The 22,965-nt window shown below is 66.2% G+C and carries 20 protein-coding genes; 8 read left to right on the top strand and 12 right to left on the bottom strand.

Going from position 1 to position 22,965, the window contains the following annotated elements:
- Positions 1–17: 17 nt before the first annotated feature.
- Both K6G35_RS17460 and K6G35_RS17455 read left to right on the top strand, forming a co-directional pair.
- The gene (locus K6G35_RS17460; RefSeq protein WP_035880956.1) at positions 18–2,216 is read left to right on the top strand and encodes a PepSY domain-containing protein; all 2,199 of its coding nucleotides are present in this window, start codon (positions 18–20) and stop codon (positions 2,214–2,216) included.
- Complete coding sequence (locus tag K6G35_RS17455; RefSeq protein ID WP_035880960.1) at positions 2,197–3,186, top strand: FAD:protein FMN transferase; 990 nt, start codon at positions 2,197–2,199, stop codon at positions 3,184–3,186. Before K6G35_RS17460 ends, K6G35_RS17455 begins: the two co-directional genes overlap by 20 nt.
- 7 nt (positions 3,187–3,193) lie before the next feature.
- On the opposite strand, the gene K6G35_RS17450 is transcribed toward K6G35_RS17455, so the two are convergent.
- Entirely contained in the window at positions 3,194–4,525 is a 1,332-nt protein-coding gene (locus tag K6G35_RS17450; protein ID WP_186426789.1) for an HdeD family acid-resistance protein, read from the bottom strand.
- 193 nt (positions 4,526–4,718) lie between these two features.
- Between K6G35_RS17450 and K6G35_RS17445 the strand changes: the two genes are divergently transcribed.
- Positions 4,719–5,273 carry a hypothetical protein gene (locus K6G35_RS17445; protein WP_035880967.1) on the top strand — a complete coding sequence of 185 codons (555 nt, stop codon included), beginning with the start codon at positions 4,719–4,721 and terminating at the stop codon, positions 5,271–5,273.
- A 58-nt stretch (positions 5,274–5,331) separates the two neighbouring features.
- Here K6G35_RS17445 and K6G35_RS17440 read toward each other — a convergent pair whose 3' ends face one another.
- From K6G35_RS17440 to K6G35_RS17430, 3 genes are all read right to left on the bottom strand, one after another.
- Positions 5,332–5,910, bottom strand: a complete 579-nt coding sequence (locus tag K6G35_RS17440) for an AAA family ATPase (protein ID WP_495676811.1) — start codon at positions 5,908–5,910, stop codon at positions 5,332–5,334.
- Complete coding sequence (locus K6G35_RS17435; RefSeq protein ID WP_008648313.1) at positions 5,907–6,107, bottom strand: DUF2905 domain-containing protein; 201 nt, start codon at positions 6,105–6,107, stop codon at positions 5,907–5,909. Before K6G35_RS17435 ends, K6G35_RS17440 begins: the two co-directional genes overlap by 4 nt.
- A gap of 200 nt (positions 6,108–6,307) precedes the next feature.
- The gene (locus tag K6G35_RS17430; RefSeq protein ID WP_008648315.1) at positions 6,308–7,114 is read right to left on the bottom strand and encodes an IclR family transcriptional regulator; all 807 of its coding nucleotides are present in this window, start codon (positions 7,112–7,114) and stop codon (positions 6,308–6,310) included.
- Positions 7,115–7,238: 124 nt separating this feature from the next.
- Here K6G35_RS17430 and K6G35_RS17425 point away from each other — a divergent pair, with 124 nt between their 5' ends.
- Genes K6G35_RS17425 through K6G35_RS17410 form a run of 4 tightly spaced genes read left to right on the top strand, consistent with a single transcriptional unit; the run spans position 7,239 to position 11,392 of the window.
- Positions 7,239–8,234, top strand: a complete 996-nt coding sequence (locus K6G35_RS17425) for a Bug family tripartite tricarboxylate transporter substrate binding protein (protein ID WP_008648316.1) — start codon at positions 7,239–7,241, stop codon at positions 8,232–8,234.
- 19 nt (positions 8,235–8,253) lie between these two features.
- Entirely contained in the window at positions 8,254–9,795 is a 1,542-nt protein-coding gene (locus K6G35_RS17420; RefSeq protein WP_495676810.1) for a class I adenylate-forming enzyme family protein, read from the top strand.
- Entirely contained in the window at positions 9,792–10,586 is a 795-nt protein-coding gene (locus K6G35_RS17415) for a citryl-CoA lyase (RefSeq protein WP_495676809.1), read from the top strand. The genes K6G35_RS17420 and K6G35_RS17415 overlap by 4 nt, the downstream gene beginning before the upstream one ends.
- Positions 10,583–11,392 carry an SDR family NAD(P)-dependent oxidoreductase gene (locus K6G35_RS17410; RefSeq protein ID WP_008648319.1) on the top strand — a complete coding sequence of 270 codons (810 nt, stop codon included), beginning with the start codon at positions 10,583–10,585 and terminating at the stop codon, positions 11,390–11,392. Before K6G35_RS17415 ends, K6G35_RS17410 begins: the two co-directional genes overlap by 4 nt.
- 48 nt (positions 11,393–11,440) lie before the next feature.
- Here K6G35_RS17410 and K6G35_RS17405 read toward each other — a convergent pair whose 3' ends face one another.
- From K6G35_RS17405 to K6G35_RS17375, 7 genes are all read right to left on the bottom strand, one after another.
- A complete protein-coding gene (locus K6G35_RS17405; protein ID WP_008648320.1) occupies positions 11,441–12,226 on the bottom strand; it encodes a heme ABC transporter ATP-binding protein in 786 nt (261 codons plus the stop codon).
- 28 nt (positions 12,227–12,254) lie between these two features.
- The gene (locus tag K6G35_RS17400) at positions 12,255–13,223 is read right to left on the bottom strand and encodes a FecCD family ABC transporter permease (protein WP_035880982.1); all 969 of its coding nucleotides are present in this window, start codon (positions 13,221–13,223) and stop codon (positions 12,255–12,257) included.
- A gap of 29 nt (positions 13,224–13,252) precedes the next feature.
- Positions 13,253–14,104, bottom strand: coding sequence for a heme/hemin ABC transporter substrate-binding protein (locus K6G35_RS17395; RefSeq protein WP_008652117.1), 852 nt, complete (start codon positions 14,102–14,104; stop codon positions 13,253–13,255).
- A gap of 18 nt (positions 14,105–14,122) precedes the next feature.
- Positions 14,123–15,157, bottom strand: a complete 1,035-nt coding sequence (locus K6G35_RS17390; protein ID WP_495676808.1) for a hemin-degrading factor — start codon at positions 15,155–15,157, stop codon at positions 14,123–14,125.
- Between the two features lie 23 nt (positions 15,158–15,180).
- On the bottom strand, positions 15,181–16,527 hold the full coding sequence (locus K6G35_RS17385; protein ID WP_035880988.1) for an HmuY family protein: 1,347 nt from the start codon (positions 16,525–16,527) through the stop codon (positions 15,181–15,183).
- A gap of 36 nt (positions 16,528–16,563) precedes the next feature.
- Positions 16,564–18,444 (bottom strand): TonB-dependent receptor plug domain-containing protein, encoded by a 1,881-nt coding sequence (locus tag K6G35_RS17380; RefSeq protein ID WP_234819133.1) that lies wholly within the window; start codon positions 18,442–18,444, stop codon positions 16,564–16,566.
- A gap of 475 nt (positions 18,445–18,919) precedes the next feature.
- Positions 18,920–19,357: an aminoacyl-tRNA deacylase gene (locus K6G35_RS17375; protein WP_008652122.1), complete on the bottom strand. Its 438-nt coding sequence runs from the start codon at positions 19,355–19,357 to the stop codon at positions 18,920–18,922.
- A 271-nt stretch (positions 19,358–19,628) separates the two neighbouring features.
- Here K6G35_RS17375 and katG point away from each other — a divergent pair, with 271 nt between their 5' ends.
- Positions 19,629–21,809 carry a catalase/peroxidase HPI gene (gene katG / locus K6G35_RS17370; protein ID WP_495676807.1) on the top strand — a complete coding sequence of 727 codons (2,181 nt, stop codon included), beginning with the start codon at positions 19,629–19,631 and terminating at the stop codon, positions 21,807–21,809.
- Between the two features lie 115 nt (positions 21,810–21,924).
- Here katG and K6G35_RS17365 read toward each other — a convergent pair whose 3' ends face one another.
- The gene (locus K6G35_RS17365) at positions 21,925–22,893 is read right to left on the bottom strand and encodes a Bug family tripartite tricarboxylate transporter substrate binding protein (protein WP_008652124.1); all 969 of its coding nucleotides are present in this window, start codon (positions 22,891–22,893) and stop codon (positions 21,925–21,927) included.
- Positions 22,894–22,965 lie beyond the last annotated feature (72 nt).

Genomic DNA, 22,965 nt, shown 5'->3' with positions numbered 1-22,965 from the left:
AAAAAGGAGGTCCACCGATGCTACGCAAGCTCCATCTGGTTCCAGGACTCGTCGCCGCGTTGCTGATGACGATCCTCGCACTATCGGGCGCGGTGTTGTCGGTGAATCCGGCGTTTGAACGTGTGGATGCCGTTCGCGCGGGCCAGGCTTCGGTTAGCGTGGCCACGCTCGCGAGCCGCGTACAGACGGAAATCCCGGGCGTCGAAGCGCTTGCGCGGCGGCCGTCAGGGACGTTCATCGCGTATCACGAGGTCGACGGTCAGCAGCGCGCCTCGATCATCGACCCTGCCAGCGGCAAGGCGACGGGAGACTATGTCACCTCGCCGGTTTGGCGATGGATGAAGAACCTGCATCGCAAGCTGTTTCTCGGCGACGCAGGGCGGATTGCGGTCGGCGTGACGGCCGCATTCATGCTCCTCGTCACGATTTCCGGGCTGGCGTTGCTCGCGCGGCGCATGGGCGGGTGGAAGCACCTGCTCGGCCCGATCCGCGGCAACGGACTCCAGCGCGTGCACAACGAGACCGCGCGCGTGGCGCTGCTAGGGCTGACGCTGTCGGCGGTGACCGGGCTTGTCATGTCGATGACGACATTCGGGCTGATACCGGAAGGCGGCGGCCAGGACCCTGTGCTCAGTGTGCATGCGGCGGCGGCCCCGGCAATGCCGCTGGAGCGGATGCCCGCGCTGGGTATCGACAGCGCAGACCTGCACCAACTGACATTCGCCCATGCCGATGCCCAGGGCGACGTCATCGAACTGGATACGACCGACGGCGCCGGGTATATCGATCCGGTGACGGGGAAGATGCTCGCCTTCCAGCCCACCGACGGCTGGCAGCGCGCGCAGGCGGCTGTCCGCATGTTGCATACGGGCCAGGGGATGTGGTGGCTCGGGTTGATGCTTGGTGCGTCGTCGCTGTCGGTGCCGGTGCTGGCAGTGACGGGCCTGCTGCTCTGGCTGCGTCGCCGGGGAACCGTGCCGACCTTGGCCGGCAATGTGCCGGCACGCGACGCGGATACGGTGCTGCTGGTGGGCTCCGAGGGCAACACCACATGGGGCTTTGCTTCCGCGCTGCATGCCGCGTTGACCGAGGCAGGCCTGCGCGTGCATACCGCGCCGATGAATGAGCTGGCGGACAGCTATCGTGGGAAAAAGCGGCTGCTGGTCCTGACCGCCACGTATGGCGATGGCGATGCACCCGCGAGCGCAAGTCATTTCCTGTCGAAGCTCAATCGCCTGACGGTCCCAGCCGATACCGACTTTGCGGTGCTGGGATTCGGTGATCGCCAGTTCCCGGCGTTCTGCGGCTATGCGAGCGCGGTGCACGATGCGCTGCTGGGCAAGGGACTGCGGGCCCTTGCCGATCCGGGCACGGTGGACCGGCAGTCGGAGCCGGAATTCCGGCAATGGTGCGACTGCCTGGCCACGACGCTCGGGGTGTCGCTTGATATTCGCTACACGCCGATGCTGCCACCCAGCGTGCCGCTCAAGCTTCTCTCGCGTGAGGACTACGGCGTCGGCGCTGAGGCGATGACCTCGGTCCTGCGCTTCGTCCCGGAGCAGCGTGCCACGCTGTTCCGGCCAGGGCTGCCCACGTTCGAGACCGGGGATCTGCTCGGCATCGTGCCGCCCGGCGCTACGTCGCCCCGGTACTACTCGCTTGCGAGTGGCGCGGCGGATGGTGTGGTGGAGATCTGTGTGCGGCGGCTGCCTGAAGGCGTGTGTTCGACGTACCTCACGGACCTGCGCCCCGGCGACACCATCGACGCATTTATCCGGCCGCACACGCGCTTCCGGCCCGAACCAGGGAATACACCCGTGATCATGATCGGGGCCGGCACCGGGATCGGCCCGTTGATTGGCTTTATCCGGCACAACGCGGCACGCCGGCCCATGCACCTGTACTTCGGGGCGCGCAATGCCGAGGACAGCTACCTGTATCGCGACGAGCTGAAGGGCCTGGTGGCCGACCTGCGGCTGCACGCGCTCACGACCGCGTTCTCACGTTCGGGCAACCGGACCTATGTGCAGGAAAGACTGGTCGCCGATGCGCAGAGCCTGCGCGGGCTGATGGCCCACGGTGCGCAGATCATGGTGTGCGGCGGTCGCAAGATGGCCGAGGGTGTGGCACAGGCGTGGGAGCGAATCCTGACGGACACCGGCTTGACCGTCGCGCAACTCAAAGCGGAGGGACGCTATGTCGAGGACGTCTACTAATCGGTCAGACACGGCGCTCGAGCTCTGTCGCGTCAGCGGCGCGACCATGGGCACCCGCTACACGGCGGCATACTACGCGCCGCCGGGCATGGATGAAGCGGTGCTGGCGGAACGACTCGCCGTGGCGGTTGGCGCCGTGGATGCGCAGATGTCGAACTGGAAGGCAGACTCGGATCTGTCCCGACTGAACCGTGCTGCGCGGGGCGGTTGGGTGCCGGTCTCCAGGAACCTCGCGACCCTGCTTGCGCGGGCGCTGAAGATCGGCAGTGATACGCACAACGCGTTCAACATCGGCGTCGGCGATCTGGTCGACCGTTGGGGGTTCGGACCGTCCGGGATGCCACACGCTTCGCACCCGGATCTCGGTGAGGCGGCCGGCGCAAGTCCCCGCCAGCCAGCAGGAGAACTGCTCGAGGTGGATGTGCGGCTGTGCCGCGTGCGCAAGCTCGGCCCGGTCGCGCTCGATCTGTGTGGCATCGCCAAGGGGTTTGGCGTCGATGAACTCGGGCGTGTGCTGAGCGAGCACGGCATCGAATCCTGGCTGGTCGGCATCGACGGCGAGATGCGCGCGCGTGGGAACAAGCCAGAAGGCACGCCGTGGGCGATCGCCCTCGAGGCCCCGGACTATGAGCGCCGCGCGGCGATGGGCGTGATCGAACTGGCAGATGCCGCCATTGCCACGTCCGGCGATTACCGGCGCTGGGCCGATGTCGACGGCGCGCGCATTTCGCACACGATGGACCCACGTACCGGTGCGCCGCTGGCGGGTGGGATGGCATCGGTCACGGTGGTGGCGAAGACCTGCGCGGATGCCGATGCCTATGCGACGGCGCTGATGGTGCTCGGCGCGCAGGCCGGGCCGGACTACGCGCGGCGGCGCGGCCTCGACGCCCTCTTTATCGTGCGCGATGGCGGGGCGCTGCGCCCGATCGGAACTGGATGCTTTTCCGACGAGGCGCCGTCAAGCTGACGCAGCACTAGCGCGATTCGCGCCCCGAGCGCCCCGAGCGCCGCACCGCCAGCCCGCTCCACACGGTCGCCCACGCAAAGGGGCGCGGGTCGGCCAACATGCTCATGGCACGCGCGTAGTCGAGCGTCAGGCCCGGCGTCCACGCCATGGTGGCGGCACGCTTGCGCAGATGGGCGGCTACCCACAGCTCCGGTGTCAGCAATAGCCGGAACAGTGGCCACCAGCCGCCGAGCCGCGTCCAGGCGCGTGTGGCGGCGCCCTCCAGCGCGGCATCGAGCGCGCGTGCCACCGTGCTCGAACAGTTCCGGTGCGTCAGGTTGTAAGTCGTGTTCTGCCGATAGTCGTGCCAGAAGTTCCGCAGGCGCTCGGCATCGTAGTTGCGAATGCGAACCTGAACGGTCGACGGGCACCATGCCTTGGATTCTGTCGGGTAGTCAGGCTGGAACCGTCCAGGTACGTTGTTCTCCTGCGTGGCCCGCAGCAGCCGCGTGAAATCGTCTGGCGAACGGTCGATCTCGACGGCCGGGTAGAGGCTGATGTAGATGCCTTCGGGGGATTCCAGCGCGGCGTGCCCCGTCGAGATGACGCCGTCGCGGTCGACGGCGGCGATGTAGCGGTCGATGATCGGCTGATGCTGTGCCTTGGACTTCGCGGAACCTACGGGCGTCCAGACGTGGACGGTCAACGCGCGTTCGTCCGACGCGGGCGGTCCGCTCCACGTCGTCAGGCGCCGCTTGTTCGATTCGGCGCTGGCGGACTCCGGATCCTTGCGCAGGCCGGGGTTGCCGGCAAGCCGGCGCGCGCGCGATGCCAGCAGCAACATGTTCCAGCCGCCGAAGATCAACCCGAGCGCCACGCAGTACGGCACGGTGCCGACATAGTGCGTCGGGTAGGGCTGGATGAAGAAGATGGCCAGGGCGATCTCGATCACACCCCCCGCCATTGCCAGCCGCCACGTGCGAAAGCGCACCACATGCGCGGAGGCTACCTGCAGCAGGCCATCGGCCAGAAACAGCGCGCCGAAGATGACCGACAGGATCATGTGGCCATGGTGGCGCTCGGCCAGCACGAGGATGGCAGCCACGCTGAAGGCGATGCCCTTGGCGTAGCGCAGCGTACGCTGGCCACCAATGCCGGTCGAGGCCACGGCCAGCGTGGCCAGCCCTTCGAGAAGCAGCAGCCAGGCGAACGGCTGGATCGGGAAATCAAGCTTGCCGTCGAGCGCATCGATGAACAGCACGGCACCGACCGCGATGCTGAGGGCGCCGGCCCAGGCCAGCGCTTTCCAGCGTGTACGCAGGTAATCCACTCCCAACAGCAGCATCAGCAGGCGAACCATTGGCGTCTCCGGCGCGGTGGTACGAATTGTTCGCGGATTCTACCGTCTCTTTCAATGCCCGAACCAGCGTGACGGCAGGGTGGCCGGCGCTGTCACCCCCCCCAAGGTGGGATTTGGTTCTTGCGGAATTCTTCCGTAGTCCGTTGAGGGCACGGATATCAGCAGAGCCCATACAACCCACTGGAAGAGAATCATGAAGCAAAGCAAGTTTGCCCTCGTTGCCGCCATCTGCGCGGCGGGCGTTCTTTTGACCGGATGCGAGACCACGAACTCGATCCCGTACAAGGCATCCGCCTCGAACGTTATCGCCATCCAGCAGAGCCTGCAGTCGAATAAAGTCAGCGTCAGCGATGTCGGCATGGCGCAGGGCGTCGACGAGAGCCCGCTGTGCCGTCTGATGGGTCCGGTCAAGGTGGCGCCGGGCAAGACGCTGTCGCAGTACATCAAGGACGCCTTCCAGGAAGAACTCCTGATGGCGCAAGCCTACGATGTGAAGGGTGCCCCGATTCAGGGCCGTATCGAGGAACTGAGCTTCAGCTCGGTGTCCCCGGCGTACTGGCAGATCACGATGGCCGTGCAATCGCCGGCGGACAAGGGCTACAAGGTCTCGGTCAAGTACCCGTTCGACACGAGCTTCACGGCCATGGGCGCGTGCAAGAACGTGGCGGATGCTTTCGGCCCGGCCGTGCAGGAACTGCTCAAGCAAGTCGTGACGAACCCGCAGTTCCCGAAGCTGTCCGGCAAGTAAGCCATCGAAGCAAGCCGTCCGGGGCACGCTCCCTTCCGCTTCGCGCGGAGGGTGGCGTCTAGCCCTGGAGGGTATTCAGGACGAAATCGGCGCGCTCGGCAATGCTGGCCCTGGGGATGATGCGAACGTCATACCCAAGCGCTGGATAGGCTTCGAGCAGCCGCGTGTACTCCGCGGTGGCGGCGTCGAGGTCATGGCGGCGCTCGGCGTCCTGAACGTAGATCTCCGGCCAGGGTGGCGTCAGGAATACGACCCGATGGTACGGCCGGATCTGATGCACGAGCGGCGCGAGTTGTGGCTTGCCACTGACGTGCTGAAGCGCGACGAACGCGTCGACCAGCCCCCGATCGAAGAAGATCCATTTCCCTGGCTCACCCGGCTCACTGAGCCCAACCCGGCCTACCGACTGTTCCAGCGCGAGCAGGTCGGCGCGCGCCATGGCGATCACGCGGCGCAGAAAGGCAGGCATGTCGACCCATGGCAGCGCATTGCCATGGCGGGCCGTTTCTTCCACGACGACGCGCCGCCCTGGTTCTTCCACCACGGGATAGCCACGCGCCCCGAGTTCGCTCAGCAGCGACGATTTCCCGCCCCCCGAACACCCTGAGATCACGACGCACTGGCTCATCACCGTCATCGCCGTAGTAGCCAGAGCACCAACGACACCAGCAGCGAGATCAGGATGCAGGTGGTGATGGGGAAGTAGAAACTGAAACCGTCGCGGACGATCCGGATGTCACCGGGCAGCCGCCCGAGCGGCAGCCGCGACAGCCAGGGCCACGCGATTGCCGCGACGAGGAACAGGCAGCCAAGAATCAGAAGCAGACGTTGCATGACGGAAGCGATTGGGCGCGGGGCCGAAAGCGGTGGGGGAGGGAATGCAGCCTGGCGGGATTGCCGGCGGGCGGCGTTTCCCTGGTTCGACCGGCTGCGTGGAAGAGGATTCCCGGATGGAACGGGCAGGCCAATGATCATGCCCGTAAAGCGACGGAGTGTCGACCTGGCGTTCCGCCAGGTGAGTCGCTACGGACCGGCTACAGGCCACGCGGCAGCAACGCCGCCACCGCTTCGCGCATCACCCGGGCCAGCAACTGCTGCCGCTCGCGCGGCATTCGCGCTAGCGTGGTGGCCACGCTGATGCCAGCCACGGGTTCGCCATCGCGATCGTGCACGGCCATGCCCACGGCCAGTGCGCCGCGCGTGGCGTGATTGCCGATCACCGAGTAGCCGCGTTCGCGCGTAGCGCGGATCAGGATGCGCATCCGGTCGGGCGTCATGCCGCCGTACTGGTCCAGCACACCAGCATTGGCGGCGATCACCTCGTCGACGGTGGCATCGGGCAGCGCTGCCAGCAACGCCAGCCCCGCGGCGCCAACGCCCAGCGGTTGCCGGGTGCCCACCTGGATGACCAGCACCTGCACGGGATGGGTGCCCACGTGCCGCGCGATGCAGCGCGACAACGCGCCATCGCGAACCACGCCGAAGGCGGCATCGCCGCACGCCTGGCTCACCCGCGTGAGCACCGGGCCCAGCTTTCCAGAAAGGTCCGTCGATTCCCCACGCTGCGGCATTGCCGCCAGACGCGGACCGCGCACATAGCGAAATCGTCCGTGCTGGACCACATATCCGCAGTCGATCAGCGTCGCCAGCAAGCGGTAGACCGTGGGCCGCTCCAGGCCGGCCGCGCGGCACATGTCGATCACCCGGAGACCATCCTTGCCGGCTGCCAGGATGGCGTCGAGCAGCGTCAGGCCGCGTCGTAAGGCACGGGTGCCTTCCTCGGAGGTCGAAGATGAAACGTCCGCCTGCCGGACGTTTCGATTCGCAGTGCGAGATGTCATGGGAAAGAATTTGCGGGCCGGAAAGCAGTCCGCAGTATGCCGCAGCCGCGCCGCAAGGTGCGGTGGGCAAATCGAGCAGACGGGCGCGTTCCGGGCACGACCATCCAACAAGGAGACAGCACTCATGACTTTCTGGAACGCGGCGCGCAGGCGCCTGTTGAGCCACGCCCTGATCAGTGCCGCGCTTGCGTGCGGCGTTCCCGCCGCCCAGGCGGCCGATTCCAGCTTTCCCACGCGCCCCGTGCGGCTCGTGGTGGGCTATGCCGCCGGAGGCGCCACCGACGTGCTGGCCCGCCTGGTAGCGCAGAAGATGGGCGAGGCGCTGGGCCAGCCGATCGTGGTGGAAAACCGCGCCGGCGCCAATAGCAACGTGGGCGCCGAAGTCGTGGCCAAGGCGACGCCGGACGGCTACACGCTCTACGTCTTCACGATCGCGAACACGATCAATGCCACGCTCTACGACAAGCTCGGCTACGACCCCGTACGCGACTTCGAGCCCGTCGGCATGATTGCCAAGATCCCGAACGTGCTGGTGGTCAACCCGAAGTTGCCGGTCAAGACCGTTGCCGACTATGTGCGGTTGGCCAAGGAGTCGCCCGACGGTATGACGTTCGCGTCGTCGGGCAGCGGATCGTCCATTCACCTGTCCGGAGAGATGTTCCGCAGCCGCAGTGGCGCCAACATGCTGCACGTGCCTTACAAGGGGAGCGCGCCGGCCGTTACCGATCTGCTGGGCGGGCAGGTGCAGTCGATGTTCGACAACGCGCCGTCCGCGCTGCCGCACGTGAAGTCCGGCAAGTTGCGCGCCATCGCGGTCACCAGCGCCCAGCGCATGCCGCAACTGCCTGACGTGCCCACGGTGGCGGAATCCGGACTCCCGGGCTTCGATGTGCAGTCCTGGTTCGCCATCGCCGCGCCGACGGGGACGCCCAAGCCGGTGATCGACAAGCTCAACACGGCACTGAACAAGGCGCTCAACGCATCCGAGGTACGCGAGCGTATGCGCGACCTGGCAGCCACGCCCGAGCCGGGTACCCCCGAGCAACTCCGTACCTTCACGATGTCCGAGATCAAGCGCTGGCACGACGTGGTCAAGCAATCAGGCGCGCGTGTCAACTGAGGATTCCCAAGGACCCCCCATGCTTCCGATCGAACTGTTCTGGCGGGCCGCCGACCGCTGGCCCGACAACGTCGCCATTGACGCCCCCGGCGGCAGCCTGCGCTATCGCGAACTGGCCGGCCAGGTGGCGGCGCTGGCCACGCATTTCATGACGCTCGATCCCGCGCCGCAGAGTCGCGTGGGTATCTGCGCCGGCAACTCGGCCGAGCACATCGTGGTGCTGCTGGCGGTGCTGGCCAGCGGCAAGATCTGGGTACCGCTGAACCCGAAGAGCACCCAGCCCGAGTTGCGCCGCATCATCGACGCCACGACGCCGAGCATCGTGGTACTCGATGCCGCCTGCGAAGCGCTGCTGGGCGACGCACCGGGCACGCGGCTCTACACGGACTATGCGGACTATGCGGACCATGCGTCAGGCGGCGCAGACGTGCTGAGCGCCGTTGTTCTCCGGTATCCCGATGCCATTCGCCCGGTGCTCGATCTGCACCGGGACGCCACGCAGGCCATCAAGTTCACAGGCGGGACCACGGGCGCGCCCAAGGGCGTCATGCAGCCGTATCGCGCCTGGATGACCAATATCGTCAACCAGATCCACGCCTGGGGTTTCACCGAGGCGGATCGCTATGTGATGGCCGCGCCGATCACGCACGGCACGTCCACCTACGTCATGCCGATCCTGGCGCAGGGCGGTTGTCACGTGATCATGGAAGGCAGCGGGGCAGAAGCGGTGCGCGCCACGTTCCGTGACCGCGCCGGCACGGTCTGCTTCATGCCGCCCACGCTGATCTACATGCTGATGGCGCTGCCCGGCACATCGCGCGCCGACTACCCGGCACTGCGTCGCCTGATTTACGGCGGCGCGCCGATGCCGCCGCAGAAGATCCAGCAGGCGCGCGAATTCTTCGGGTCGGTGGTGGCCACCACATATGGCCAGACCGAGGCGCCGCAACTGCTGACGGTGATCGGCCCCGACGATCTGGCTGACGAGCGCCGCATGGCATCGGTGGGGCGCGCCACGTGGTTCAGCGAGGTGGCGATCATGTCCCCGGACGGGCGTCTGCTGCCCCGTGGCGAGGTGGGCGAAGTGGTGGCGCGTGGCGATCTGGTCATGACCGGCTACTGGAACCGCCCGGACCTGACCGCCGCGACCATTGTCGACGGCTGGTTGCATACCGGGGATCGCGGCATGTTGGACGCGCAGGGTTTCCTGTACCTGAAGGACCGCCTGCGCGAAGTGGTGATCACCGGCGGCTTCAACGTCTACCCGATCGACGTGGAGAACGCGCTGGGCCAGCACCCGGCCGTGCATGAATGCGCGGTGTTCGGCGTGCCCGACGACAAATGGGGCGAAGCGGTCCATGCGGCCGTGCAATTGCGCGAAGGATGCGCGGTGCAGGCCACCGAGCTGATCGCGTTCGTGCGCGAGCGGCTGGGTCCGGTGCAGACGCCAAAGCAGATTCATTTCCACACCAGCCTGCCGCGCTCCACCGTCGGCAAGGTACTCAAGAACACCGTGCGCGACCAGGCGCTGACGGCATTGCAAACCGGAGACCAAGCATGAGCCAACAAGACAAGCCGGTGACCCGGCTGTGCACCCACACGCTGACCAGCCTGCACTATCGCGACGCCAATCTCGTGGACGACCTGCTGGGCAAGAAGACCTTCACCGAAGTCATGCTGATGCAGATCCTCGGCCGCACCCCGCGCCCGGTGGACATGCGTATCGCCGACATGGTGCTCGTGGTGCTGATGGAGCACGGCCTGACGCCAAGCGCCATCGCCACGCGCCTGATCTACATGAGCGCGCCGGAGAACCTGCAAGGCGCCGTGTCGGCGGGCCTGCTGGCGGTTGGCAGTTCGTTCGTCGGCACGATGGAGAACTGCTCGACGTTGCTGGACCGCATTCTGGCGGCACAGGACCCCGATGCCGAAGCACTGGCCATCGCGCGCCACTACAAGGAAATGCGGGCGGCTGTGCCGGGCTTCGGCCATCACCTGCACAAGCCGGTGGACCCGCGCGCGTACAAGCTGCTGGAACTCGGCGATGCGGAGCCGGATCTGGCCGGCGCGCATATCGGTGCCCTGAGACGCCTGTCGGCGGCGGTTGATGAAGTGGCGGGGCGCCCGATCACGATCAATGCCACGGGGTCGGTGGCCGCGTTGCTCGGCGAGATTGGCGTGCCGACGGCGGTGATGCGGGGGTTCGCGGTGATCTCTCGCGCGGCTGGGCTCGTGGCCCATATCGTCGAGGAGCAGCAGAGCCCGTCGGGACGCTATATCTGGGACGTGGTCGAGGAGGCCATCCCCTACGTCGGCAATGTCGGCAACGCGCCGCACGGAGACCACGCATGAACGCGCTGCCGCTCAGTCTGGCGGATTGCACCGTGTTTGTGGCGGGCGGTGGATCGGCGGGCCCCGGCTGGAGCATCGGGCGCGCCGCCAGCGTGACCTATGCCCGGCTTGGCGCCCGCGTCTGCGTGGTGGACCGCGACGCCGCCTCGGCCGCGGAGACGACGGCGCTGATTCGGGCCGAGGGTGGCGCGGCGGAGACTTTCGTCGGCGACGTGGCGGAAGAGGCGGAGATCGCGCGCCTGTTCGCGGAGGCGCGCGAACACTTCGGCCCCATCGATGTGCTGCATCACAACGTTGGCATCGGCAAGACCGGCGGGGTTCTGGACACCGATGTGCGGGATTTCGATGCGGCCCACAACGTGAACGTGCGAAGCCTGCTGCTGGCGTCGCAGCAGGTGCTGCCGTCGATGGTCGAGCGGGGCCGGGGTGCCGTCGTCACGGTTTCCTCGGTGGCGGGGTTGCGCTATATCGGCTATCCGCACCTGTCGTATAGCGTCAGCAAGGCCGCGCTGATCCAGTTCACGCGGATGATCGCGCAGCAGTACGCGGGCAGCGGCATCCGTGCGAATTGCGTGGTGCCGGGTTTGATCGACACGCCGCGCATCGCCCATACCGTGGCGAAGCAGTTCTCGGCGGACAGTCTCGACGACGCCCGCGCGGCGCGTGCAAGACAGGTGCCGATGCAGCGGATGGGCACCGCGTGGGACGTGGCACACGCCTGTGCGTTCCTGGCATCGGATGCGGCGGCCTACATTACCGGCACCGAGCTGGTGGTCGATGGAGGGATAACCGGGAAGTACGCATAGGTGCCTCCCCCATGGGCGCCGCTCAGCCGCTCAGCCGAATCAGTCGAATCAGCCAAACACCACCATCGGCACGCCCCGGTGAACTGGCGATTCCATGACGGTGGCCGGAATGCCGTACACCGTGGCGAGGTTCGGCGGGGTCAGCACGTCGGCGGGGGTGCCGCTGGCCACGGTACGGCCGTCGGCCAGCAGCACGAGCCTGTCGCACCAGCGGGCGGCCAGATTGACGTCGTGGAGCACGACCAGCACCGCCAGGGCGTCGGTACGGCACAGGTTGCGCGCCGTGCCGAGCAGCAGCAACTGGTGCCGGGGGTCGAGACTCGAAATCGGTTCATCGAGCAGTAGCGCGCGGTAGCTGTCGGCCGTGCGGCAGGCCAGCACCTGCACCAGCGCGCGGGCGAACTGCACGCGCTGCTGTTCGCCGCCGGATAGGCTCTGGTACGAACGCGTGGCCAGATGCCCGACATCGGCCAGCGTCAGCGCGCGGTCCAGCAGGGTATCGAGCGCGTGCTTGCCCATCTCTGGAAACGGATAGCCGCCCATCGCCACCACCTCCGTCACGCCCAGGTCGAAGCCCAGACCGGGCGATTGCGGCAGCACCGCACGGCTACGGGCCAGTTCGTCCACGGGCCAGTCCGTCAATGCCCGGTTGCCGAGCGACACCGCCGCGTCGTCGCCGGGCAGTTCACCTGCCAGCGTGCCGAGCAGCGTGCTCTTGCCGGCGCCGTTGGCCCCGAGCACGCCGACCATCTCGCCGGCCGGCAGGTTCAGGTCGATACCGGACAGGATCTGCCGCCGTCCGCGGCTGCATGAAAGATTGCGGGCAATCAGCATGTCAGGTTCGTCAGGTTCATTAAGCTCGTCAGGTTCTCTTGCGTGTCAGCATCCAGAGCAGGAAAGGCCCGCCCACCAGGCTCGTGACGATGCCGATCGGCAGTTCCGCCGGAACCACCACCGTGCGTGCCATCCAGTCACCCAGCGTCAAGGCGATGGCGCCGCCCGCCAGTGTGTTCGGCAGCAGCCAGCGATGGTCGGCGCCCAATGCCAGACGGATCAGATGCGGCACGACCAGTCCCACGAAGGAAATCGTCCCCGTGACGGCCACGATGGGCCCTACCAGCAGCGCGGTAAGCACGATCAGCCGGCGGCGGAGCTGCTTCAGGTCGAAACCGATGTGCTGGGCTTCCCGTTCGCCGAGCAGCAGCGCGTTCATCGCGCGCCAGTCACGCATGAGCAGCGCGCAGAGCACGGCTACCAGCGGCACCAGCCACGCCAGGATTGACCACGTCGCGCCAGCAAGGCTGCCCATGTTCCAGAACGTCAGGTTGCGCAGTTGCACGTCGCTGGCCTGATAGGTGAAGAACCCAACGACGGCCGCGCAGATCGCATTGATGGCCACGCCGGCGAGCAGCAGGTTGGCCGCGCCCGGGCGCCGTGTGCCAAGCACGTAGGCGAAGGCGGTGGCAATCAGGCTGCCTGCGAATGCGGCGGGCGCGACGCTGCCGAGCCCTTCGGCGCCCAGCACGATCGCGGCCACGGCACCCGCGGCACCGCCCAGCGAGATCCCGATCAGTCCTGGCTCGGCCAGCGGATTGCGGAAGAGCGCCTGCATCACCGCGCCGGACAGCGCCAGCGCCGCGCCGGCGGTGATGGCCAGCACGATGCGCGGCAGCCGCACCTCGATCAGCACATTGCGCCAGATGGCATCGTCTCCTTCGGCGGCAGGTGACCAGAGCAAGGGCACGAGCTTGCCGTGCGGAATCGACAATGCCCCGCTGGCGGCTGCCCAGAGCGCGGTGATCACGAGCATGACGCACAGGGCGGCCAACATGCCCGGCCTTCGGCCACATTGGCCACGCATCATCGTGCCGCCACCTGCCGACTGGCAAGACCGTTGCGCAGCAGGCGCAGCGCCTCGGGAAGGCGCGGACCGATACTGAGCATCAGCAGATCGTCCATCACGACGATGCGCTTGTCGCGGGCCGCTGGCGTGGCACTCAGGCCCGGCTGCGCCAGGAACGCGTCGACGCTGCCGACAGCGTCGATCGACATCGATGTCGTGACGATAACGTCCGGCCTGAGCGCCGCCGCCGCCTCCGCCGAGAACGGCTTGAAGCCACGCTGGCCGGCCAGCACGTTGGTCGCGCCCAGGAGCTTCAGCATGGCGTCGCCGGCGGTGTTCTCACCCACGGCCTGCATCCGGCCAGTGTGGCTGCTGACCATCAGCACCCGCAGCCCTTCCGCAGACGGCTTGATGTCACGGAGTTCGGTGTGCAGTTTGTCGACCAGCGCCTGACCTTGCTTGGGTACATCGAGCGCCGCCGCCACGCCGAGGATGCGCTGGTCCAGCGCGGCCAGCGTCGGCTCGGACGGCACCACCACTACCTTGCTGCCCAGCTTGCGCAATTGCTCCAGCGCCTGCGGTGGGCCGGCATGGTCCAGCGCCAGCACCAGATCCGGCTTCAGGCTGACCACGCCTTCCACAGAGAACGCGCGATAGTAGCCAACCTTCGGCAGCTTCAGCGCGGCGGGTGGATAGATGCTTGAGGAATCGACGCCGACCATGCTCTTGCCGGCATCGAGCGCGTAGACGATCTCGGTGGCCGGGCCGCCGAGCCCGATCACGCGGGCTGGCGGCGCGGCGTGGGCAATGCCGGCCGCGCAAAGCAGCGGCATCAGCGCAGTAATGAGTGCGGACTGCAGGATTTTCATGCCAAGCCTCCTGGACAATCAGGCCGCGAGTGCCTGCGGGCACAGCGACTCGAGCAGATGGCGCCATTCCGGCAGTTCAGGCTGCCCGGGTTTGCGCTCGCCGAAGAACTGGACAATCATCCCGCCATCCTCACCGTACAGTTCGAGCGACGTCACCCAGCCGTCCACCGTGGGTTTGTTGACCACCCAGCTCGACGCCACTGCCTCGGTGTTCAGGTGCAGGTTGAAGGTGTTATCGAGCACGTTGAACCATGGCCCCGTCCGCAGCAGCTTCTTCACGGCGCCGGTGTGGATCTGCACGATGCCGCGATTGGCGACGAAGCACATGATCGACAGGCCCGTGGCGGCGGAATGTTCCAGAATGGTCTCCACGGCGTGCTTGTCCACCCGTTGCGCCAGATCCGGGCCGACCGCGCGCAGCGCGCCCAGCCGCGATACCTTGAACTGGCGAAGCATCGCAAAGAAGTCGTGCGTGTCCTTGAGCGCGCACCAGTGCGCGCGCAGGGCCTCGCCGTCGGCGGGAGCGTCCGCTTCGTCGATCCGGTCAAAGCCCTCGACCCGCACCGGCGCGGTCTCCTGCGCGGCGTGGCGGTCGATGTAGGCCGACCACGCGGTGGCATCGGTCTGGTCGGTGCGGTAGATCTTGTGTACCGCCTCGCCCGCCTTGTCGAAGAACTGGATGCTGTCGCGGCCGTTTTCGGTTACGGCGTAGAAGTGCTTCCAGCCACCGAAGAACATGCGCAGGTCGATGTCCGGCCCCAGCACGATGCCGACCGGGCCATTCGCCTCGATGCTCTGATATTGGCCGTGACGCTCGTGCACGGCATGGTCGTTGCGCGAGAGCGCCATGACCGACCCCAGCGTGCCGAGATCGCGGAACAGCGCCTGCGCGGTTCCGCCCAGTTGACGTGATGCGACGCCACAGCCTGCCGCCACCAGTTCTGCTTCGGTCACGCCGAGGCGCTGCGCGCGTTCGCGGATCCGCAGCTTTGGATGTTCTTCGACCAGGGCGCCGTGGCGTTGGCGCAGGCTGTCGATGTTTTGCTGTTCCATGTTCGTGTCTTCGGAAGGGCTGATCAGGGCTGGACGTCGAAATTGATCGTCCAGGTCTGGGTGCTGCTGTTCACGTTCGGGTCCGCGTAGGCGATCTTCGTCAGGTGGAAGCGCGCGTACGTGGTGCCCTCGCCACCACGGATCAGGCCGCCGGCATCGCTGTTGGCGCTGATCAGGTGGGCGACGGAAGGCAAGCCGTTGGCGGCGGCAGCAGCGGCAGTGGGGTAGTACGTGTACCAGCCGAAGCTCATCGGATTCGGATAGCTACCGGTATAGGCGGGGTTCAGCACCGATGCGGTGGCGTCCTTCTTCCACGCGCTGGCCGAGGCCGGCAGCGCGAGGTCGGCAGCCGTCAGATCGGCCAGGGTGCTGGCGGCGTTGCCGGTGTTCGTGAACATCGACGCCACCGGCTTGTTCGACGTGTCATAGAAACCGGCCGGCGTCTTGGCCAGGAAGCCCGCCACGGTGCCGGTGCCCGACTCTCCGCCATTGAGCTTGATGCTGTAGCGGTTGAAGGCGATATGCCATGTGCCACTGGCGGTGCTGACTGCGTTCGCCGCGAGGTCGTAGTAGACCCAGTCATTGCCCGACGCATTGATCGTGGCCGTCCGCACGTTGCCGGGGGCGCTGCGGTCGATGTAGCGGATCGACGGATAGCCCGAGGTCGTGCCACCGGCGCCGCCGTAGTAGCCCGTGACCTGCAGCGCGAACACCGGCGACGCTACCGTGCCAGTGGTATCGGCCGACGCGCTGTTGGCTGTGATCAGGAATGTGCGGAAGGTGGGGTAGAGCGAGTGGTCGGTTGCGGCGCCGGTCACGCCGTACTCGAACACCGCGGAGGCGATGTCGTTGGTGCCGGAGAACACGCCGCTGGCGGAGTCCTTCAGGAAGACGGTGGCAGGCAGCGCGCCGCTTACAGGGTCGGTGGTGGCGTTCTTCCATGCGGACAACGCGGTCCAGGTATGGTCGAACGGGCCGCCGAACGCGCCACCGTTGCCGGTGCCGCTGGTGCCGCTGTTGGTCCAGAGCGAGGCGCTCATGCCGTTCGTGCTGCTCTTGACCTTCAGGTCCCACGCAGTGCCCGTGCAGTCGACTTGTGCCTTGGCGTTGAAGTCGTAGCAGACCGATGCGTTGGCGGCCGGCAGCTTGAACGTCCATTCCGCGGTTTGGGTGAAGGCTGACGTGGTGGCCGGCGGCGTGGTCGTGCCTCCGGTGCCGCCGGTAGTGCCGCCTGTCGATCCACCCGTGGAGCCGCCGGTGGATGTGCTGCTGTCATCGCCACCGCCGCCGCAGGCGGCCAGGGCCATCGTCAGCGCGGCAGCGCCGAGCAGGCGCAGCGTGGTGTGATGCGATGCGAGTCTGGCTTTCATTGTTGATTTCCCCGTTTGTCTCTGGTTTGTTTCTGATTAGCGGGCGACGTCCACGTTGAAGCGTGCGCCCAGATAGATGAAGCGGCCCGCCACGGGCCCGAAGTCACTGGCATTTGCGAAATCGCGTTGGCGGTTGAACAGGTTGTTCACGCCGACGAAAGCGGTCACGTTGCGGCCGAGCTTCTGGTTCAGCACCAGATCCAGCGTGCCCCAGCCGGGCGAGCGCGCGCCGGTGGCCGAGTCGGTCAGCTCGCTGCTCTGGAAGCGCGCCCGCGCGGATAGCTCGGTGGCGGGCAGTACGCGCCAGTCCGCGCCGACGCGGCCCATATGCCGCGGCCGGCGGGTCAGTTCGCTGCCTGTGTTCAGATCCTCGGTCGACGTGTAGGTGTAGGCGGCTGTCAGGTTCAACTGGTTGGTCGCGCGCCAGCGCAGCGCCGTCTCAGCGCCCTGGGTGCGGGCGCGCGCCACGTTGCGGTAGGTGTAGACCGCGATGCCGTTGACCATCGTGAAGTTGGTCATGTCGGTCTGGATCAGGTCCGTCACGTGGTTGTAGAACAGGTTGGCATCGAGCGTGACGCGGTCTCGCCACGTGAGTTGTCCACCGAGCTGGAAGCTGTTCGACGATTCCGGCTTGAGGTTCGGGTTGCCCAGGACGATGTAGCCAAGCGAGCTGTGATCGAACAGGTAGTGCCGCTCCTTCAGGTTCGGCACGCGGTAGCCCTGCCCGTAGTTGGCGCGCAGCACGCCCTTCCAGGTGTCGTTGGACAGCAGGTTCGCGCGTACGCCCACCTTGGGCGCGAAGTGCGCGCCGAAGTCCGAGTCATGCTGGCCGCGCAGGCCGACAACCATTTCCCACGTCTCGTTGAAAAGGATGTCGTTCTGCAGGTAGAGCTCGCCGGCCTGCCGTTCGGCGCTGCCCTTGCCGGCCAGTTCGGACGTGCCGTTGACGTTCTGGTCGAGCGTTTCGCGATGGAAGTCGCCGCCGAACTGCCAGAGCTGTCGATACCAGGCTGGCATGTCGAACTGCGCGGAGACATGGTCGGTCTGCTGCGCGGCATTGCGCGTCGCGGTCTGGAAGCCGTTCGAATACTCGCGCGAGGTGCTGTCGTAGGTCTCGTGCACCCCGGCCAGGCGGGCGCGCACGCCATTGTCGAAGCGCCATTGGCCGCCATATGTGTAGCGGTTGCGATCGATGTCCTCGGTCTTGCGCTGCGGGACGTAGTTGGGCGGCGCGTAGTACTGGTAGCGTTGTTCGTCGGTCTCGCGATAGGCGCTGGCATCGAACCAGAAGCTGCCGGCGGTGCTGGGCAGCCATTCGAGGCGGCCGGCATACTGCTCGCGGCGAATCTTGTCGCCGTGCCGTGTCCAGCCGTCGGGCTCCACGGCATAGCCCTTGTTGTCGAGCGCGTCGGCGGTGACGCGTGCGCGGAACTGTTCGTTGCCGCCTTCGAGCCGGATGTTGCCATGCAGGGAACCGGGCGAGCCGTCGGCGTTCTGGCTGCCATAGGTGCCTGCATCGGCCGTTGCGGCAGCCGAGAATCCGCGCGAGATGGGCCGCGTGATGACGTTGATCACCCCGCCCATGGCCGAGCTGCCGTACTGCGCGGAACTGGCGCCCTTGACCACCTCGACGTGGTCGACTTCGGCCAGCAGGTACTGGGAAACGTCAACGGTCGACCCGGTGCTGGCCGTGATCGGCAGGCCGTCGATCAGGATCAGCACCTGGTCGCTGGTCATCCCTTGCAGGGTCACCTCATAGCCGGACTTGCCGTGGATCTCGCGCAGCTGCAGGCCGGGCACGTTCTCCAGCGCGTCCTTCAGCGTGCGTGCGTGCGTGCGTTCGATCTCCTGACGGTCGACGACCTCCGTGCGGATCGGCGTTTCATCGAGTGTTTTCTCGGAACGGGTGCCTGTCACGACGACTGTAGGCAGTGGGTCCGCTGTGCCAACCGTTTGCGCCCGGAGGTGGGGCGTGGACGAGAGCAGGGTGCCGGCGACGACGGCGAGGCATTTCAAACGCATATCGGAGGGGGCGGCTCACTGCCAGATCAAATACAAATAGAAGTACGAATGATAACGATTCGTATTTAAATTGTAAATTTACTTACATGTTGTGTCAGGTAGACACGGACGCAGCAAAAAGTGACTGATGCGTTCCGTATAGCTCGCGGTCAGACGATTTGGGGAGAGATACGGATGCGTGAAGGTCGCATCGTGAAGGCTGGGAATGCGCCAGCAGGCACACCAGCGTCAGGGGATTTGCGGCGCCCGGTCCTCAGGCGCGTGGGGTTTCGCAGGCAGGCGGGCAAAGGGTCGCCACCCGGTGGTACCGGCAATTTATGCCGATGGCACCGGGGGATTGCAGGCAATTCGTCCGCGCTTCGGGCCTGCCCTACATATCCCGGTGCGAGAAGTGCCCGCGTTGCGCGTCAGCCATGAGGTCGACGAACTGGTCGGTACTCATGTGCACCAATGCCCGGTGGTCGCCCGCTTCGAAGTAGACATCCGGATGCGAGAGCAGGCTGTCGTCCAGCCAGGTCTGCGTGCCATAGGCCATCGCGACAGGCGGAATCGCGCCACGGCTGCAGTCCCTGAACACCTCGCGCACGCCGCAATCGCGGGCAAGCGATAGTTGGCGGCCGGTCTGCGCGCGGATCTCCGACAGTTTCAGGTGGTGCGTCGAGGGAATCACTGCCGCGACGTAGCCGCGCTGATCTTCCAGCAGGACCGTCTTGGCCAGCCGATCCCCGGTGCTACAGGGGCGATCCACGGTGTCGAACCGGCTCTGCCGGTTGTGAAGGCACCTAGCCAGCGTGCTAGCCATGGCCATGATTGCATCCTCCGACGCGCCTATCGCGACTGTTGTTCTGGTACTCCCCACTATAGAAGTCCTGCTGCCAGGCAGGGACATCCGCCCGCCGCCGGTACGCCTGGATTGTTTTAATTTCTTCGGTACGCTGGCATCGCGTTCTAGGATGGTAGGGCAGCTGTGATGTCCGATACAGCCCGGTATCCGTGGCGGTCCTTCAGGGGGCTCCGGATGCGGGCGAGTGGCTGAGGCATGGTGTTACGTTGAGTACGGTCGATCAAAGGAGACTCGCATGACAACTGAAGCAAAGTGCCCATTTCTACATCCCGCCGGCGCCGGCCGGGCGCTCCAGGAATGGTGGCCCGAGCGCCTGAATCTGCATATCCTGCGCCAGAACGCTCCGTTGTCCGATCCGATGGGAGAGGCCTTCGATTATGCGAAGGCGTTCAACAGTCTCGACCTCGCGGCGGTCAAGAAGGATCTGGAAGCGCTGATGACCGATTCGCAGTCCTGGTGGCCGGCGGATTTCGGGCACTACGGCCCGTTGTTCGTCCGGATGGCCTGGCACGCGGCAGGTACCTACCGCATCGGCGATGGGCGTGGCGGTGCCGGCGCTGGCCAGCAGCGTTTCGCGCCCACCAACAGCTGGCCGGACAACGTCAGTCTGGACAAGGCACGCAGGCTTATCTGGCCGATCAAGCAGAAGTACGGCCGCAAGATCTCGTGGGCCGACCTGATCGTTCTGACCGGCAATGTGGCCTTGGAGTCGATGGGGTTCAAGACCTTCGGATTCGGCGGCGGACGCGAGGATGTCTATGAGCCGGACGAGTCCGTCTACTGGGGCAATGAAGCCGAGTGGCTGGCGGACAAGCGTTACAGCGGTAAGCGGAACCTCGAGAATCCGCTGGCCGCGGTGCAGATGGGCCTGATCTATGTAAATCCGGAAGGCCCCAATGGCAACCCGGACCCGGTTGCCGCAGCCATCGACATCCGCGAGACGTTCCGCCGCATGGCCATGAACGACGAGGAAACCGTCGCACTGATCGCGGGCGGTCATGCCTTCGGCAAGACCCATGGCGCCGGCCCGGCGTCGCACGTGGGGCCAGAGCCCGAAGCCGCGGGCCTCGAGGAACAGGGCCTTGGCTGGCGCAGCAGCTTTGGCACCGGCAAGGGCGGTGATGCCATCGGCAGCGGCCTGGAGGTCATCTGGACCACTACGCCGACGAAGTGGAGCAACGACTTCTTCAAGCACCTGTTCGAGTACGAATGGGAACTGACGAAGAGCCCCGCGGGCGCGCATCAATGGAAGCCCAAGGGCGATGCCGGCGCCGGCACCGTGCCCGACCCTGCCGACCCGTCGAAGCGCCGTTCGCCCTCAATGCTGACGACCGATCTGTCGCTGCGCTTCGATCCGATCTACGGCAAGATTTCGCGCCGGTACTACGATCATCCCGATGAACTGGCCGACGCATTCGCACGGGCGTGGTTCAAGCTGACCCATCGCGACATGGGGCCGCGCGCGCGCTACCTTGGCCCGGAAGTTCCGAAGGAGGAGCTCCTGTGGCAAGACCCCATCCCGCCGGTCGATCATCCGCTGATCGACGCAAAGGATGTCGCCGCGCTCAAGGCCAAGGTGCAGGCCTCGGGGCTGACGGTACCGCAACTGGTTTCGACGGCGTGGGCGTCGGCTTCGACGTTCCGTGGCTCGGACAAGCGTGGTGGCGCCAACGGCGCGCGCATCCGCCTGGCCCCGCAGAAGGACTGGGACGTCAATCAGCCTGCCGAACTGGCGAAGGTGCTGGCCAAGCTGGAGAGCATCCAGAGCGAATTCAACAAATCGCAGAGCGGTGGCAAGAAGGTCTCGATGGCTGACCTGATCGTGCTGGCCGGATGCGCGGGCGTCGAGCAGGCGGCAAAGAGCGCCGGGCAGGATGTGACAGTGCCGTTCTCGCCGGGACGCATGGACACCACGCAGGAGAAAACGGACCTGGATGCGATGGTGGTGCTGGAACCCATCGCAGATGGCTTCCGCAACTACCTGCAGGGCAAGTTCTCGGTCCGGGCCGAGGCTTTGCTGGTGGACAAGGCGCAACTGCTGAAGCTGACCGTGCCGGAGATGACGGCGCTTGTCGGTGGACTGCGGGTGCTGGGCACCAACTACGGCAACTCGCAGCACGGCGTCTTCACGAAACGACCTGGCACGCTGACCAACGACTTCTTCGTGAACCTGCTCGACATGGGCACGGAGTGGAAGCCCACGTCGGAGGAAAGGGAGGTGTTTGAGGGCAGCGACCGGGCGACGGGCACGCCAAGATGGACCGGCACGCGCGTCGATCTGGTCTTCGGCTCGAACTCCGAGCTGCGGGCGATTGCCGAAGTCTATGGTGCCGCGGACGCGCAGGAGAAATTCGTGCAGGACTTCGTGGCGGCGTGGAGCAAGGTGATGAACCTGGACCGCTTCGATCTCAAGTGACAGTCGCCGTGGGGTAGGTGCAGCAGGCTAGCCGCAAGGTTGCGGAAACAGCAGGGCCGGTCGATGAGACCGGCCCTTTTTCTTGCAGGAAGGGTGCCGCGCGCGAACGGTCGACTCAGTCGATGCGGGCGCCAGAACTGATTACCACCGGCTTCCACGTCAGGTACTCGGCCGCCACGAACTTGCCGAAGGCATCGGCCGTCATGTTCATCGATTCCGCGCCCTGTTGCGCGAACTTGCCGCGCATGTCGGGTTGGCCCAGCGCATCGGTCACGATCTTGTTCAACCTGGCGACGATTTCCGGCGGCGTGCCCTTGGGTGCGAACAGCCCGAACCATGCGCCTGTGACAAGGTTCGGCACACCGGCTTCCGCCATGGTGGGCACATCGGGCAGCGCCGACGAACGCTTGCGTGAGGTGACGGCGATGGCGCGAAGCTGACCGCCACGGATATGGGAAATCACCGACGGAATCGTCGCGAACATGAACTGCACACGTCCGGCCAGCAGGTCGTTCAGCGCATCGGCGCCCTTGTATGGCACGTGTGTGGTCTTGGCGCCGGTACGCTCGTTGAACAGCACGCCCGACAGATGCGCGGCGGTGCCCACGCCGGTGGAGCCGAAGTTGAGGCCGTTCGGGTGCGCCTTCGCATAGGCGACGAGATCCTGCACGGACTTCACCGGCAGGCCGGGGTACACCACCAGCACGTTCGGCACATCGGCGATCGGGGCCACCGCTTGCAGGTCGGTTTGCGGATTGACCTTGAGCTTGCGATACAGCGTCGGGTTGATGGCCACAGGGCCCACCGACGTGGCCAGCAGCGTGTAGCCGTCCGCGTCGCTGCGGCCGACGAAGTCCGTGCCGATGTTGCCGCCCGCGCCGGGACGGTTCTCCACCACCACGCTCTGTCCAAGCGCCTTGCTCATCTGCTGCGCGACTTCACGCGCGAGGATGTCTGTGGTGCCGCCGGCGGTGAACGCCACGACGACGCGGATCGGCTTGGAGGGATACGGCTGCTGGGCGTGGCCGGTCGCGGCGCAGGCGAGCATCAGCCCGACGGCGGCGTGCCGCAGGAAATTCTTCATTGCTGTCTCCGATGAATCTTGTAATCAGCGCCCCCCTTTCAAGGCAGGGTGGGTGGCTGTTTTTCATCTTAG

The sequence above is a fragment of the Cupriavidus sp. HY129 genome, from assembly GCF_059492215.1.
Note: the sequence above shows the minus strand (reverse complement) of the source record. Positions and strands in the feature narration are given on the sequence as shown.

Coding starts and splice junctions, on each gene's coding strand:
- K6G35_RS17460 (WP_035880956.1), top strand. CDS start 18: ATGCTACGCAAGCTCCATCTGGTTCCAGGACTCGTCGCCGCGTTGCTG.
- K6G35_RS17455 (WP_035880960.1), top strand. CDS start 2,197: ATGTCGAGGACGTCTACTAATCGGTCAGACACGGCGCTCGAGCTCTGT.
- K6G35_RS17450 (WP_186426789.1), bottom strand. CDS start 4,525: ATGGTTCGCCTGCTGATGCTGCTGTTGGGAGTGGATTACCTGCGTACA.
- K6G35_RS17445 (WP_035880967.1), top strand. CDS start 4,719: ATGAAGCAAAGCAAGTTTGCCCTCGTTGCCGCCATCTGCGCGGCGGGC.
- K6G35_RS17440 (WP_495676811.1), bottom strand. CDS start 5,910: ATGACGGTGATGAGCCAGTGCGTCGTGATCTCAGGGTGTTCGGGGGGC.
- K6G35_RS17435 (WP_008648313.1), bottom strand. CDS start 6,107: ATGCAACGTCTGCTTCTGATTCTTGGCTGCCTGTTCCTCGTCGCGGCA.
- K6G35_RS17430 (WP_008648315.1), bottom strand. CDS start 7,114: ATGACATCTCGCACTGCGAATCGAAACGTCCGGCAGGCGGACGTTTCA.
- K6G35_RS17425 (WP_008648316.1), top strand. CDS start 7,239: ATGACTTTCTGGAACGCGGCGCGCAGGCGCCTGTTGAGCCACGCCCTG.
- K6G35_RS17420 (WP_495676810.1), top strand. CDS start 8,254: ATGCTTCCGATCGAACTGTTCTGGCGGGCCGCCGACCGCTGGCCCGAC.
- K6G35_RS17415 (WP_495676809.1), top strand. CDS start 9,792: ATGAGCCAACAAGACAAGCCGGTGACCCGGCTGTGCACCCACACGCTG.
- K6G35_RS17410 (WP_008648319.1), top strand. CDS start 10,583: ATGAACGCGCTGCCGCTCAGTCTGGCGGATTGCACCGTGTTTGTGGCG.
- K6G35_RS17405 (WP_008648320.1), bottom strand. CDS start 12,226: ATGCTGATTGCCCGCAATCTTTCATGCAGCCGCGGACGGCGGCAGATC.
- K6G35_RS17400 (WP_035880982.1), bottom strand. CDS start 13,223: ATGTTGGCCGCCCTGTGCGTCATGCTCGTGATCACCGCGCTCTGGGCA.
- K6G35_RS17395 (WP_008652117.1), bottom strand. CDS start 14,104: ATGAAAATCCTGCAGTCCGCACTCATTACTGCGCTGATGCCGCTGCTT.
- K6G35_RS17390 (WP_495676808.1), bottom strand. CDS start 15,157: ATGGAACAGCAAAACATCGACAGCCTGCGCCAACGCCACGGCGCCCTG.
- K6G35_RS17385 (WP_035880988.1), bottom strand. CDS start 16,527: ATGAAAGCCAGACTCGCATCGCATCACACCACGCTGCGCCTGCTCGGC.
- K6G35_RS17375 (WP_008652122.1), bottom strand. CDS start 19,357: ATGGCCATGGCTAGCACGCTGGCTAGGTGCCTTCACAACCGGCAGAGC.
- katG (WP_495676807.1), top strand. CDS start 19,629: ATGACAACTGAAGCAAAGTGCCCATTTCTACATCCCGCCGGCGCCGGC.
- K6G35_RS17365 (WP_008652124.1), bottom strand. CDS start 22,893: ATGAAGAATTTCCTGCGGCACGCCGCCGTCGGGCTGATGCTCGCCTGC.